Here is a 15,119-nt window from a genome sequence, read left to right as displayed (position 1 = left end):
TAAAATGTGGGTACTATTGTCTATTGTATTAAAACGGCAAAAGCGCCTAAATGACCATTTTTGATTAAGTATTGAGGATTCATGGTTAAAGCAAAGCGAGCCTATGTATGTAATGAGTGTGGAGCAGATTTTCCGCGCTGGCAAGGTCAATGTAATGCATGTGGGGCTTGGAACACCATTTCTGAAGTTCGTTTAGCCGCTTCTCCTCAAGTTGCGCGCCATGAGCGGTTATCTGGTTATGCGGGGAACTCGACGCAAACCAGTGTACAGACGTTGGCAGAAATCAATTTACAAGAAGTGCCTCGTTTTAGCAGTGGCTTTAAAGAGTTTGATCGAGTATTGGGTGGTGGCGTGGTGCCAGGTGCAGCCATACTGATTGGCGGCAGCCCTGGCGCTGGTAAATCGACGTTACTCTTACAGACCATGTGTTTACTTTCTGCGCAGATGCCAACTCTCTATGTCACGGGAGAAGAATCACTCCAACAAGTGGCGATGCGTGCCGCCCGTTTAGGGTTACCCAAAGAACACCTGAAAATGCTTTCCGAAACTAACGTTGATCGGATTTGCCAAATAGCTGAGCAAGAGCAGCCGAGAATTATGGTTATCGACTCGATTCAAGTTATGCACGTCGCCGATGTGCAATCCTCTCCGGGCAGTGTCGCTCAGGTTCGCGAATCGGCGACGGCCTTAACTCGCTATGCCAAACAAAATAATGTTGCGGTGTTTATCGTTGGTCATGTGACTAAAGACGGCACTCTTGCTGGCCCTAAAGTTCTAGAACATATTATTGACTGTTCGGTTTTACTTGATGGAGGAGCGGATAGTCGTTTTCGTACCCTTCGTAGTCATAAAAACCGTTTTGGTGCGGTAAACGAACTGGGCGTGTTTGCAATGACTGGGCAGGGATTAAAAGAGGTCAGTAACCCTTCTGCGATATTCCTGTCGCGTGGTGAAGAAGCGACCTCCGGCAGTTCGGTTATGGTGGTTTGGGAAGGTACCCGTCCGCTTTTAGTAGAAATTCAAGCCTTAGTCGATTATTCTCAGTTGGCAAATCCACGTCGTGTAGCGGTTGGTTTAGAGCAAAATAGGCTCTCTTTATTATTGGCTGTGTTGCATAAGCATGGTGGTTTGCAAATGGCTGACCAAGATGTGTTTGTTAACGTAGTGGGCGGCGTAAAAGTCACTGAGACTAGTGCTGATCTGGCACTATTAATGGCTCTACTGTCTAGCTTTCGTGATAAACCGTTACCCAAAGATGTGGTGGTTTTTGGTGAAGTGGGTTTAGCCGGAGAAATTCGTCCGGTACCAAGTGGACAAGAGCGTCTTAACGAGGCGCTTAAACATGGATTTAGTCGCGCAATTGTTCCGATTGCCAATATGCCAAAGGGGGGGATTGCTGGGATGCAAATCCATGGTGTTCGAAAACTTTCCGAAGCGATTGCCGCTTTTGATGAGCTGTGATGGCAAAGTGAATCGTGCATAGGTGTTTTTCGAAAGATTAGGTGTGATGAAACGGAAAATTTTATCGATATTTGCTCGCGTCTTGTGTGGGCATCACCTATATTTCATCAGCAACAGGTAGTCCTTGACTATTTTTTTTCAGCAAGCGATCGCAGGGGTATCAGTCTTGACAGATTATGCTATACTCTGCGCGCACTTTATACCTTATTAACAGAGTAAGACAATGGCAGATTTATCAAAATACAGAAATATTGGTATTTTCGCGCACGTTGATGCGGGTAAAACCACTACCACGGAGCGTATCCTTAAGCTGACTGGTAAAATCCATAAAATGGGCGACAGCCACGATGGTACTACAACCATGGACTTCATGGATCAAGAAGCTGAACGTGGTATCACAATCCAGTCTGCTGCGACTACCTGTTTCTGGAAAGACCACCGTTTTAACATCATCGATACTCCTGGGCACGTTGACTTTACAGTTGAAGTATACCGTTCTCTAAAAGTTCTTGACGGCGGTATCGGTGTATTCTGTGGTTCAGGCGGTGTTGAACCTCAATCAGAAACCAACTGGCGTTACGCGAACGACTCAGAAGTATCTCGTCTTATCTTCGTCAACAAGCTTGACCGCATGGGTGCAGACTTCTTCCGTGTTATTGGCCAAATCAAAAATGTACTTGGCGCTACACCACTAGTAATGACACTACCAATTGGTCGTGAAGATGAGTTCACTGGTGTTGTTGATGTACTGAGCCAAAAAGCGTACATCTGGGATGACTCAGGTCTGCCAGAGAACTACGAAGTAACAGATATCCCAGCTGATTTAGTTGACCAAGCGGAAGAATACCGTGAAATGTTGATTGAAGCGGCTGTTGAACAAGACGACGAGCTAATGATGGCTTACATGGAAGGTGAAGAGCCTTCTCTAGAAGACATCAAACGTTGTATCCGTAAAGGTACTCGTGATCTTGCTTTCTTCCCAACTTACTGTGGTTCAGCGTACAAAAACAAAGGCATGCAACTTATCCTTGATGCCGTTGTAGATTACCTACCAAACCCAACAGAAGTACATGCACAAGAGCTAACTGATCCAGATACTGGTGAAGCAACTGGCGAAGTGGCTAAAGTTTCTGTTGATGAACCATTCCGCGCTCTTGCATTTAAGATCATGGATGACCGTTTTGGTGCATTAACCTTCGTTCGTATTTACTCAGGTAAACTGAAGAAAGGCGACACCATTTTGAACAGTGCGACAGGTAAAACTGAGCGTATTGGCCGCATGGTAGAAATGCACGCTGATGACCGTAATGAAATCGACTCTGCGCAAGCGGGTGACATCATTGCTATCGTTGGTATGAAGAACGTGAAAACAGGTCATACTCTGTGTGATCCTAAACACGAATGTACTCTTGAGCCAATGATTTTCCCAATCCCAGTTATCTCTATCGCTGTTGCGCCTAAAGATAAAGGTGGTTCTGAGAAATTAGGTGTTGCACTTGGTAAAATGGTTTCTGAAGATCCATCATTCCAAGTTGAGTCAGACGAAGAGACTGGCGAAACTATCCTGAAAGGGATGGGTGAACTTCACCTAGATATCAAAGTAGATATCCTTAAGCGTACACACGGTATTGATCTTATTGTTGGTGCTCCTCAAGTTGCTTACCGTGAAACGATCACGAAAGCTGTTGAAGATAGCTACACGCATAAGAAACAGTCTGGTGGTTCTGGTCAGTTTGGTAAGATCGATTACCGTATCAAACCAGGCGAGCCAAACTCAGGCTTCAAATTCACTTCAACTGTTGTTGGTGGTAACGTTCCTAAGGAATTCTGGCCAGCGATTGAGAAAGGTTTTGCAGGTATGATGCAAGAAGGTGTTCTTGCTGGCTTCCCAACCTTAGACGTTGAAGTTGAACTTTTTGATGGTGGTTTCCACGCCGTTGACTCATCTGCAATCGCATTTGAAATCGCAGCGAAAGGTGCATTCCGTCAATCAATGCCTAAAGCGGGCCCACAACTTCTTGAGCCAATCATGAAAGTTGACGTGTTCACTCCAGACGATCACGTTGGTGATGTTATCGGTGACTTGAACCGTCGTCGTGGTATGATCAAAGACCAAGAAGCTGGTGTGACTGGTGTTCGTGTTAAAGCGGATATCCCACTATCTGAAATGTTTGGTTATATCGGTTCTCTACGTACAATGACATCTGGTCGTGGTCAGTTCTCTATGGAGTTCTCACACTATGCACCATGTCCAGCTAACGTAGCAGAAACCGTTATTGCTGAAGCTAAAGCGAAAAAAGAGAAGAAATAATTCTTCATTTTAAGCGCTAAAAACGCCTCGAACAGTGAATGCTGTTCGGGGCGTTTTGTTTATGGTTTTTGTATTATAAAGGGTAAGGAATAAGTGAAGAATTAGAATACCCCCAACCATAACTAATGGCGCTGGGGGCAAAGTCTTCAGTGATAAGATCGGGGATTAGGAGCTCTTATTTTCCTTTTTCACTTACCTAAAAGGGAGAATATCGTTATTACTCTTCCCAAACCACGAGTTGGTCTTTAGGCCAGTTCTGGCCCATATCATGATATTTTTGCTCTAAGACATGACGTTTAATTTTCAATGTTGGGGTAAGAATACCATTATCGATACTCCACGGATCTTTGATCATCAATACGCCTTTTATCTGCTCATGAGATTCGAGTTGAGTATTCATTTTTTCGATAACGCGTTTCGTCGTGCGCTCATACCGCTCTCGATCAAAATCAGAGAAATTATGTGGTACAACCAAAAGTATCGGCGCTGGTAGCCCTAAGCCAATTAAACACAGCATCTCTACTCGACTGTATTCATACAGTTTTTTCTCAATGGCGACGGGAGAAACGAACTTACCTTTGGCTGTTTTAAACGTATCTTTGATTCGTCCTTGGATCGTCAGATAACCATCAGAGTCAATTGAACCTAAGTCTCCGGTGTGTAACCAACCTTGAGCATCAAAGGCTTCTTTGGAAGCAATGTCATTTTTGTAGTAACCAGAAAATACCCCTTTACTATGAACGAGTATCTCACCGTCATCGGTAATTTTTAAGCGAACTCCTGGCCCAGCATGGCCAACCGTTCCTATCTTATCGGCTCGGAAGGGGTAATTGATCGTACTGTAGGCAAATGATTCGGTCATTCCCCATGCTTCAGTAATATTTAAGCCAAGGCTGTGATACCACTCTAACAAGGCAGGTGAGACCGGTGCAGATCCACAACCCAGTACTCGTGCTTTATCCAGTCCTAAACCATCCGCTAATTTGCGTTTGATTAAGCTATTTATAAAGGGAATCTTGAGCAAAATATTCAGATTTTTCTGCGGAAGTTTGTCTTGAATACGTTGTTGGAACAACGTCCAGAGCCTTGGAACAGAGATAAACAACGTTGGGCGATGCATTTTCACATCTTCAATAAAAGTATCCAACGATTCAGGAAAAGCGGTTAAAACACCGCCTTGAATAGAGGTGCCAAGAATGTAAACACGTTCTGTGATGTGTGCGAGAGGCAAATAAGAAAACAGGCGATCATCTTTTTGAATACCGATTTGGGCGATCAATTGTTGCACTGCCCAAGCAAAAGCACCGTAGGTCAGCATTGCACCTTTTGGTACGCCCGAGGTCCCAGAGGTATAAACTATCGACATCAGTTTTTCATCATAATGTTCAGGCCGTTCTTCACTGGGTGGATACTGAGCAATCAAGTCTAAATATTGATGCTGGCACGCTGGTGCTGAAGTGTATGGTAGAGCAATGCTGATCAGCTCTGGCATTTTAGCTAAAACTTGGGCGGTAGCCTTACCATCGTCTAATTTACCGACAATGACTATTTTACTTTCACTATGGCTAGCACAATATTCAATCGTATCAGCACTCGCCGTTGGGAAAATGGGCACACTAACATAGTCACCGAGCATGATTGCTAAATCACATATGAACCACTCAGCGCAGTTTTTTGATATAAGCGCCACTTTATCACCAGGTTCTGCACCTAGGGCGCGTAGTGCTGAAACGAGACGTAGCGCTTGATCAGCGACTTGAGCGAAGGTGTATTCAACAAACTGCCGATTAATAATTTGTTTCAAGTAAACTTCGTTAGGACGAGTTTGTGCCCAAGTTAAGATCATTTCATTAGGGGGCGGGAGAGCACACTTAGTTTGACTTGGATTTGTTAACGGATTCATTCTCTAACTCCATGTATGAGGCAATGGCTATTCTATTTATGTTAAAATTTTGTAAATAGTAGCATGGCTATTGGAGTGATGAAGGTTAATTAACTCACATTTGTTAATGACAACAGAGTGATACCTCACAAAAATTACTCAAGTTAAGAAGCTGGGGATTCTCTATCTTTCGGATCGAGTTCTGGATAAGTCTCGCTAACCCGCTTTAAATAATCTTGATGATAACGCAGCGCGTTAACGCAATGTTTATCTAGCTTACCGGATACAACCATTTTTTCTAGTTCCAACAAGGCAAATGGAACAGACCAAGCTTGTTTGTAGGGGCGATGGCTCGTTAGTGCATCGAAAATATTTGCGACAGCAATAATACGAGCGGAGATAGGAATGGCTTCTTGTGTTAAGCCATAAGGATAACCACTGCCATCAAGAAACTCATGATGGTAGGCAACAATCTCTTTGAGTACGGCGATACTTGGATGTTCTGGAGCACCAATATCATCAATAATATCATTGATGATCTCAATGCCTTTTTCGATGTGTTGATTGAGTTGCTGTCTTTCATCCTGACCGAGTGAACAAGGTTTATTCAGTAATTCTGCTGGAATGGCCAGTTTGCCAATATCATGGCATTTAGAAAACTGGCTGATATTTTCTATTACCTCATCATCCAATTGGTAGACCGCTGCTACTTCTAGAGCTATGACACGCGCATAGCGGCTAATACGCTCTTTATGTTCTTTTGAATCTAACCAGTGTTCAGGCGATTTAGCATTAATGGCTTTGGTTGCATTGAGTAGCGATTGAACCAAATCGTATTCTGAGCTGATGACAAAACGTACAATATCGATAAACGATTTGAGTTGTGCGTATTTTTCTGGGCTAAAGGTATTTTTTTGTTTTGAATTTAAAAAAATAAAACCAATGAAGGTTTGATCATGGTAAACCGGTAAGGTCATTGATGATTGAAAACCTTGTTCAAATAACCATTGGCTATGCGGAGTGGTATGATTAACTTCGACTGAAATATCATTGAGATAGCGAACTTCACCAGATTGTGAACACGCTTTTAAACTTGGCAGATTATCGAGCGAGAGTGAGTAATGGAGTAGCTCACTCCCTTGATTATCACTATGAGCATAAGTTTTTAACTCGTTGCTCTCTTCATCGAATAGAGCGAAGGAGATACGAGCGATATTTGGCTCGACCGTTAGCATCCGTTGATGGATATCGGTTAACTGTTGGTTGAGTGTGCCCACTTTAGCAAAGAAGCTAGGCTTTTCTCCTTCATGATGCGTGTTCATGCGCCCTCCTTGCGGTGGTGTCATCATCGTCTCTAGTAAGTCTAGGCGATCCCTTAGAATTCACCTTGTTTGATGTACAAAAAATTGCTTCATTTTGTCACAAAAAGAAGCGAATAAGCGCGGTTGTCAGGTAGAACATGACTAATCCAAGAATTGGCCATTTCATGATTTTAAGTAACCATAAACCAATCAGTATTAATGCGACGTCCACAACGTTGAATACAGCACTGATAAACACCGGTTGATAAAGAGCGGCGAGTAATAATCCGACTACGGATGCGTTGACTCCGGTGAGAGCGCCTGAAACGGAGGGAAGATTGGCAAGATTTTGCCAGTGTTTGAGTACGCCTAAAAGCAGTAAAAATCCCGGTAAAAAGACACCGATGGTCGCGATGATGGCACCAGTGACAGGCGATGCGGGTAGCAAGTAGTAACCCAGATACGTTGCCAGTGTAAACATTGGGCCGGGTACTGCTTGAGCGGCGGCATAACCAGCCAGAAAAATATCGCTGCTTATTTGATCGGCTAACAAATTTTGCAGCAGAGGCATGACGACATGACCACCGCCAAATACCAAGCTACCAGCATGAAAAAACTGTTCGAATAAGAGTAAACTCGCACTTGAGCTGACTAGCCATGGTAGGCCAAATAAAATCGCTACAAATAAAACTAAAGGCCACCACGTTGGGTGAAATGGAGTGAGAGTGGCTGTAAGATGAGGCTTCTTTAGCCAGACGATACCGATGATGGCCGCCAGAATGATGACCAATATTTGCGGTAAAATACCGGGAAAACACAACAAAATAACGGCACTTAACAGCCCCAAGCTGGCGGTGGTTTTTGTTCGGCAAAAGTTTTGATACATTCCCCATGTTGCTTCGGCAACGACTACGACAGCGAGCAGTTTTAATCCATGGATCAGTAGCGCATATTGTGATGTATCAAGCCAATGACGACTGAAAGTGGCGAGTAAAATCATGATCATGATTGACGGGAGAGTAAAGCCAATAAAGGCTAAACCAGCGCCCAGTAATCCGCCTCTCTGATAGCCGATGGCGAAGCCAACTTGACTTGAACCTGGGCCGGGTAAAAACTGACTTAAAGCGACGATCTGTCCATATTGTTGATCGTTTATCCACTTCAATTTTTCAACAAACGTGTGTCGAAAGTAGCCAATATGCGCCGCTGGGCCGCCAAAACTTATCCAACCGAGCGTAAAAAATCGTATGAATATTTCCCACATCTTGTTCATCGTCCCAATCGCGAATCGAATATTTAACGAACCTGAGCAATCAGTTGATCGATGTGTTCAAGGTCAGTGGCGTTAACTCCGGCTAAGTTGCCATATTTAGGCATGGACCGATCATTTTCCCATGGCGCTTGCCAGCCTAAGGTATGGTCGACAAAATGGCGAGCAAACGCTTCAGAAACTTCCAAACACCCGGAGAGGACAGTATCAACGTAAGTTTGGACAATCGGACTGCGTGGACAAGGGGGTTGATATTGTTCGGTGACATAGACCCAAATCTCTTGATCGGTTTTAAGAGGATGCTGACAGTCTATTTGTTGATGAGAAAGTGCAATTCGTTGATATCCTCGCTCCCGGCGATCAAATTCAGCCAATCCAGTCTCATCGACTTCGAGTAGTACGCCATTCACTTGTCCTTGTCCTGGGGTGACCACTAAAGGTGAAAGCAAATAGCTATCATCCACTTTTCCCCAATAACGCACTAAACCATGAACAATCGCTGGAATTGCTTGTCCTGTCTGGCCTGTCAGTTGACGTGAAGCTGAGTTCATTAAGCTTCCGTAACCGAAAATATACATAGTGACTTCCTATTTAATGAGTTAAAAAACGCAAACGGCGCAATATCCAAAATTCCATCACAAAAATAGCAAGTAAGCCAGCACAAAAGACCCCAAAAGCGATAGGAGAGTCAGTACCGGGTATACCACCGACATTGACACCAAGTAAGCCAGTCAGGAACGTCGCGGGTAGAAAAATTGCCGTAATGACTGAAAATAAGTAAGTGTTTTGATTCATTTTTTCTGCATGATATTGGCGTAATTCTCCTTTGATAATATCCAACTCACTCAGAAAAAAATCTAAGGTTTCATTAATCCGAGTAATGGTATTGACGCTATGGCGTAAATTCAATTGTTTGCTTTTGGCTATCGCTATTTGACCGGTTTGATAATCTTCAAGGGCATATTGTTGAGGTTTTATAAATCGCTTAATTTTTAGCAGCGCTTTATGAGTTTGGATTAATTGCTCACTCAGTTCGGTTTCACTTTCAAATTGAGCAATTTTGGTTTCCACCGTATCGAGATAATCATCAATATTTTTGCTCAGCCCATCAATGATGGCGAGTATTACCTCAGCAAGATTTTTTGGTCCATTACCTTGTTGTAGTGCTTGGCTAATTAAATTAATGGTTTTTGAAGATATCTTACGGCTGGTAATCAAGGCGCCATGATAATAGAGAATTCGTACACTGAGCATGTCAGAAGGGTCGGCATTATCATTCAAATTAACCCCTCGTAGAATGAGCAGAAAACGTTGTTCGTCGTACTGTTCAAATAGAGGTCGAGTATCTTCGGCGAGTAAACTATCGATGATAGAAAGAGGAATAGCATTATCGATTAGCCATTCACGCAACCCAGCTTTATCTCGTTGGCAGTGGTACCAGTGCTCCGCTTCAATTTTTTGAGGATGCAGAGAAAGTTGTATCGTAGGAGTCGTGGCAAAAGACCAATGATCGAGAAGAAAATCCATTGAGAATCCTTGTCCTTGATAAAATAAACCCAAGTGATGAGTTATCAACATCACTTGGGGATGCTGTTAATCGAATCAGAATAAACTAAAAACCACGCATCTGAATACGGCGTAAGAACTCTGTCATGATACGATCGTAGAGCAGATCGCCGAGAATCGCATCTTCAACTTGATGATCAATACTCGGGTTATCATTGACTTCAATGACATAAACCTGTCCATCGATCTCTTTAAGATCGACGCCATACAGACCACTACCGATTAAGTTTGCTGCTTTTACGGCGACATCCACCACCGATTTAGGCACCTGCTTTAAATCGAAGGTTTCAAATCCACCCGATGAGACTCGGCCACTGCTGTGGTGCTGATAAATTTGCCAGTGTCCACGACTCATCATGTATTTACAGGCATAAATCGCTTGGCGGTTCATTACACCAATTCGCCAATCAAAATCCGTCGGCATAAAAGCTTGAGCTAAGATAAGCGCACTTTTGCTAAATAACGCATTGGCTTCTTTTTCAAGCTCTTGCTCATTACGAACTTTAACCACACCGCGAGAAAAGGCACCATCGGGAATTTTTAGTACCATAGGGAAATCCAGTTGTCCCATTAAGTAGTTTTTCCAATCGTTATCAAACCCTTGTACGATAACACTCTTCGGCGCAGGAACTTTATTGCGTTGTAATAACTCGGTCAAAAATACCTTATTGGTGCATTTCATGATCGATTCTGAATCATCCATCACGATCAGCCCCATTTTTTCCGCTGTTTTCGCAAAACGATAGGTATAGTTACTGATATTGGTGGTGGCGCGAATGAATAGGCCATCAAATTCGCCCAAACGAGACAAGTCATCAGGGGAGATCAACTCTAAGTTCATGCCTAATCGGTTGGCGGCGCGGCGAAAACGCTTCAATGCAGAAGGATCGGAAGGCGGCATTTTCTCCTCTTCATCGACCAACATCGCGATATCGTAGCGATACTTCTTCTCCTGTTTCGGTCTGCGCCAGATTTTACTTGAGAACAGCTCTAATGACTCAATGAAGAAATCTTGCTCACTGTCTTGCAGATCTTGAAAAGGGAATGGTGCAATGCTGTGAATTTGCCATTGCCCCTGAATTTTGGTCATTTTTAGTTCAATCACTGGCACCATAAACTGTTCGAACAGGCGCTGAGCCAGTTTGTCTAACCCTGTTTCTGGTGTGCGTCCAAAGTAGATTTTACAGTGGATAGCGTCGATGTTTTTACACAGTTTGTTGAGTTTTAAAAGCCCTGAAGACAGTAAAAACGGTTGGTTAATATCGTTAATTGCCATCACACGCGGGATCACTCGATGTCCACGGGCTTCGGCTAACAGAGAGCAGTAATATCCCGTACTCATGTAATCATAATCGCGACAAAGGTTCACCACCTGTACGCTGCGCTGTGAGGCTTTCCAGTCAGCATCTAAATATTGATCAACGCTGACGACTTGTTCTGAAGGGAAATACTGTTGCCAGTCACTGGCCTGATCGGTCACGATTAAAAGGTTTGCCATCGCTATATTCTTCCTAAATCAATAGGTCTATTATTGAGTCACAATCTTGCCAACCACTCTTTTCATCCTGTAAGGACGTCGTATGGACTTTCGTCTTGCGAAAAGTACTGATCTCGCTGCGCTTAATGCGTTAGAACAACAGCTGTTTGATGGAGATAAAATTTCTCCTCGTCAAATGAAGCGTTTTTTACATTCTAGCCATTCGGTGATTTTTGTCGCCGATTCCGGAACGGAGTTAGCTGGATATGCATTGCTACTATTTCATCAAGGTACACAGCTCTCAAGGTTGTATTCGATTGCCGTTAAACCTGATTTCAGAGGACGGAGGATTGCTCAAACGTTAGTTGAACAATGCGAGCGTGCTGCTCTTGATCAAGGTTTCACTACATTACGGCTAGAAGTTCGTGAAGACAATATAGCAGCAATAAAATTATATGAAAAAATGGGTTATCGCACTTTGAAGTGTTTGATCCATTATTACGACGATTTATGTGATGGTCGTCGGATGCAAAAACGTTTGACCCCTCATGGGCCTAAAGTTTTGCTGCCGATGCCCCTTTATGTACAAACCACACCGTTCACCTGTGGCGCCGCTTGCTTATTGATGAGTTTCTCTTGCTTGCGACCCTCTTTTGAACTGAGCCGCACCCAAGAGCTTCAGTTGTGGCGAGAAGCGACGACGATTTTCATGGCGGCGGGGCACGGTGGCTGTAGTGGACAAGGTTTAGCGTTAGCCGCAGCGAAACGAGGTTTTCATGTCGAGTTATGGAGCCAATCACAAAGTACCCCTTTCATTGATAGTGTTCGAGACCTCAATAAAAAGCAGGTGATTGAGTTAGTACATCTGGATTTTTGTGAGCAATTAGCTCATCAAGATGTGGCGATGATCGATGCTCCACCCACTCAGGAGCAGCTTGAAGCGTGGGTGACACAAGGGGCTTGCGTACTGTTATTGATCAGTACCTATCGATTTGATGGTAAAAAAGAACCTCACTGGATCATTTTAAGTGGTATGAGTGAAAAGTTTTTCTTTTTCCACGATCCTCATGCGGAATCTGAACAGCATGCGATGGCTTCAGCGTATGTTCCCGTCGGTAAAAAAGCCCTGTCGCAGATCATCGGCTTTGGTAAGCAAAAGCAAACCGCTTGTGTGGTGATTAGCCCAGCCAATGTTGCTGGTTAATTAGGCTCATCAGCGAACAAACGATAGAACAATAACAAAGGCCAGCGATCTGCTGGCCTTTGTTTTGATCATCGAACGGGTTAAGCCGTTGAACTCATTGGATGAAACTCAGTTATTGCTATGCAACTCACTGTTTAGCTCAACCGCTGACTTATTGGCTAAACACTCGATTTGACCGGTGATCGAATTGCGGCGGAATAACAGGTCGGAGACACCAGCGAGTTCGCGTGCTTTGATGATCTCAACTTCTTGACCTTGGTTATCGAGCATGCGGACTTTAGTACCAGCAGTGACATACAGTCCTGACTCTACCGTGCAGCGATCGCCAAGGGGGAAACCAAGACCAGCGTTGGCGCCAAGTAGTGAGTTTTCCCCAATCGAAACCACCACTTTGCCGCCGCCAGATAAAGTACCCATGATTGACGCACCGCCACCAATATCAGAACCATTACCGACAACAACCCCAGCGGAAATTCGTCCTTCCACCATGCTAACACCGGTGGTACCCGCATTAAAGTTAATAAAGCCTTCATGCATGACAGTGGTTCCTTCACCAACATGTGCACCAAGACGAACGCGAGCCGCATCAGCAATACGTACACCGGTTGGGACAATGTAATCAACCATTTTCGGAAACTTATCGACACAATCGATGCTTAATTGACGTCCGGCAAGGCGAGCTTCGATTTGACGCTCGGCAAGCTCTGGCAAATCAATCGGGCCTTCATTGGTCCAAGCAATGTTATGTAATAGACCAAAAATGCCATCCAGTACCGTGCCGTGTGGTTGCACAAGGCGATGAGAGATAAGCTGTAGTTTTAAAAAGCCTTCAGCGATTGAGCTTGGTTGTTCATCGGTCGCGAGGATCACCAAAATCAGCGGTTGAGTCGATAACGCGGCTTTACTGGCAAAAGCGGCATTGTCTGCTTGAGCATGGCTAGCAAAGGCATGAGCCAGTTGACCGCATTGCTCAGGTAAGATCTCAAGCACTTGATTACCCGATTGATAATTGCAAATACCAGCCAATACTTTGATTAAATCATCACTTGGATTTAGAACTGGATGAGGGAAAAATGCCTCAATGATTTTTCCGTCACGATTGAGTGTGGCCGTACCAAAGCCTAGGGCAAAATTCGCCATATAAGTTCTCCATTGATTGTATTTATTGTGCGGTCAGAGGCCGCAAGCTGAAAACTATCTTAAAGAGAGTTCAGCTTGGAAGAAAGGGCTAACCGTTTATCCGTCTATTCAACGATACCGTCTGTCTTTATAACGATAGATGCTCTTACTAGGATAAAAAAACCGCTGCAAGCAGCGGTTCGGATCCGTTAAGCAGCATCATCAACAGAGTCATCACTCTCGACCGCTTTGGGTTTTTTCGGTGGCGTCGGTTTACGTTTGGCACCGAGCGCGACCAGCACGTCTTCTTTGTTCTGCGCTAAGAACATCGCTAACTCTTCTTGCTTACTTTCATCTTCAATCAGAGCGCTTTTACCCAATAATTCGAACAGCTCATCTGCCATATCGAGCATTTTGTCATAAGCATCAGCTTCGGCTTTCGAGGTAAAAGTCATTTTCTCTTCTCCGTTGCGTTCCACCACGTACTTAACGATGACGGCCATGGTTCATCCTCTATGTTGTGCTAAATAATTACTGGCTTTTTATACAGTTTTTATTCAATAAAGTCTAGATTAAGCCGTCAAACTGAGAGGCTAAACGTTGGATTGGTAACAAAAGGCGATAAAGCTTTTCAAAAGCGGACTTTGGTACTTTTCTTTATGCACTAGCACCCAAAAGCGTCGTTGCATATCGAGAGGGACCGTCAGTTGCTTGACTCGCCCATCTTGTAATGCGCAGTGGGCAGCCAGCTGTGACAGACAACCTAAACCTAACCCAGCTGAGACACTGTTAATTAATGCTTCGGTAGTGTTGAGCTCAAAACTCTCTTGCCACTGCTCAATACGTGGCGCGACAACGCGCATAAAAAACTCTCGAGATCCCGAGCCAGCCTCTCTGAGTACCCACTGGCTGTGTTCAAAATCGCTCAGGGTTACATTCGATTTTGTGGCGAGCGGATGATCTGGGGCGCAGATAATACACATTTCATCTTGGCTAAATTGACGCGAAATCAATTGGGGATGCAGGGTCTTGCCTTCGATTAAAGCAACGTCTAACTCATAATCGACCAGTTTTTGACAAATCAGTGCTGAATTAGAAATAAATAGGCTTTGTGCATGATGATCGTATTGTGAGCGAAAGGCGCTAATTAAATAAGGCGCTAACTGATTACCAATCGTATCACTGGCTCCAATGCGTAATTGGCCAGCGAGGGTATTTTGCTGATCAAACAGATGATGCAGATCTTTGGCGCGTCCCAGCAATTCATCGGCTAAAGGTAATAGCTTTTGCCCTTCTTGATTGAGGATTAACCGATTATTGACGCGATCAAACAGCGCATGCCCCAAGTGTTTCTCCAACTCAGCCAAGGCTGAACTCACCGCCGCTTTAGAAAGAAATAGTGCCTCGGCAGCTTCAGTGAGGGTTTTGTGCTGAGTAATGGTCATAAACACATTGAGCTGTTTTAACGAAATGGGACTGGCCATAGGTTGTTTAGTTTTATTGAACGTAGGTTATAAATAATCAGATA

12 protein-coding genes are annotated in these 15,119 nt (G+C 44.0%); 3 read left to right on the top strand and 9 right to left on the bottom strand.

Annotation, left to right across the window (positions count from 1 at the left end; translation table 11 throughout):
- Positions 1-81: 81 nt before the first annotated feature.
- Together radA and fusA are read left to right on the top strand one after the other, a co-directional pair.
- Positions 82-1,461: a DNA repair protein RadA gene (gene radA / locus AACS00_RS12225; protein WP_072668835.1), complete on the top strand. Its 1,380-nt coding sequence runs from the start codon at positions 82-84 to the stop codon at positions 1,459-1,461.
- Positions 1,462-1,684: 223 nt separating this feature from the next.
- Positions 1,685-3,772 carry an elongation factor G gene (gene fusA, locus AACS00_RS12220; protein WP_072668834.1) on the top strand — a complete coding sequence of 696 codons (2,088 nt, stop codon included), beginning with the start codon at positions 1,685-1,687 and terminating at the stop codon, positions 3,770-3,772.
- 217 nt (positions 3,773-3,989) lie between these two features.
- Here the strand turns inward: fusA and AACS00_RS12215 are convergent, their stop codons facing one another.
- The 6 genes from AACS00_RS12215 to AACS00_RS12190 form a co-directional block, all read right to left on the bottom strand.
- Entirely contained in the window at positions 3,990-5,675 is a 1,686-nt protein-coding gene (locus tag AACS00_RS12215) for an AMP-binding protein (protein WP_110167593.1), read from the bottom strand.
- A gap of 143 nt (positions 5,676-5,818) precedes the next feature.
- Entirely contained in the window at positions 5,819-6,976 is a 1,158-nt protein-coding gene (locus AACS00_RS12210) for an HD domain-containing phosphohydrolase (RefSeq protein ID WP_110167592.1), read from the bottom strand.
- Positions 6,977-7,073: 97 nt separating this feature from the next.
- A complete protein-coding gene (gene chrA / locus AACS00_RS12205; protein ID WP_110167591.1) occupies positions 7,074-8,219 on the bottom strand; it encodes a chromate efflux transporter in 1,146 nt (381 codons plus the stop codon).
- A gap of 32 nt (positions 8,220-8,251) precedes the next feature.
- A complete protein-coding gene (locus tag AACS00_RS12200; RefSeq protein WP_110167590.1) occupies positions 8,252-8,803 on the bottom strand; it encodes a gamma-glutamylcyclotransferase family protein in 552 nt (183 codons plus the stop codon).
- Positions 8,804-8,816: 13 nt separating this feature from the next.
- Positions 8,817-9,752, bottom strand: coding sequence for a zinc transporter ZntB (locus AACS00_RS12195; RefSeq protein ID WP_110167589.1), 936 nt, complete (start codon positions 9,750-9,752; stop codon positions 8,817-8,819).
- An 85-nt stretch (positions 9,753-9,837) separates the two neighbouring features.
- A complete protein-coding gene (locus AACS00_RS12190; RefSeq protein WP_072668828.1) occupies positions 9,838-11,289 on the bottom strand; it encodes a RimK family protein in 1,452 nt (483 codons plus the stop codon).
- 82 nt (positions 11,290-11,371) lie between these two features.
- Between AACS00_RS12190 and AACS00_RS12185 the strand changes: the two genes are divergently transcribed.
- Positions 11,372-12,472 carry a GNAT family N-acetyltransferase/peptidase C39 family protein gene (locus AACS00_RS12185; RefSeq protein ID WP_072668827.1) on the top strand — a complete coding sequence of 367 codons (1,101 nt, stop codon included), beginning with the start codon at positions 11,372-11,374 and terminating at the stop codon, positions 12,470-12,472.
- A gap of 108 nt (positions 12,473-12,580) precedes the next feature.
- On the opposite strand, the gene dapD is transcribed toward AACS00_RS12185, so the two are convergent.
- The 3 genes from dapD to AACS00_RS12170 all read right to left on the bottom strand — a co-directional run bounded on the left by dapD (position 12,581) and on the right by AACS00_RS12170 (position 15,075).
- Positions 12,581-13,612, bottom strand: coding sequence for a 2,3,4,5-tetrahydropyridine-2,6-dicarboxylate N-succinyltransferase (gene dapD / locus AACS00_RS12180; RefSeq protein WP_110167588.1), 1,032 nt, complete (start codon positions 13,610-13,612; stop codon positions 12,581-12,583).
- Between the two features lie 188 nt (positions 13,613-13,800).
- A complete protein-coding gene (locus AACS00_RS12175) occupies positions 13,801-14,094 on the bottom strand; it encodes a YebG family protein (protein ID WP_072668825.1) in 294 nt (97 codons plus the stop codon).
- Between the two features lie 90 nt (positions 14,095-14,184).
- The gene (locus AACS00_RS12170; protein WP_072668816.1) at positions 14,185-15,075 is read right to left on the bottom strand and encodes a LysR family transcriptional regulator; all 891 of its coding nucleotides are present in this window, start codon (positions 15,073-15,075) and stop codon (positions 14,185-14,187) included.
- Positions 15,076-15,119: the final 44 nt, after the last annotated feature.

Source organism: Vibrio sp. 11986-1-5 (genome assembly GCF_963878025.1).
GTDB classification, from domain to species: Bacteria; Pseudomonadota; Gammaproteobacteria; order Enterobacterales; family Vibrionaceae; genus Vibrio; species Vibrio injensis.
The sequence above is the reverse complement of the archived record's forward strand: the minus strand, read 5'-3'. Positions and strand labels throughout refer to the sequence as shown.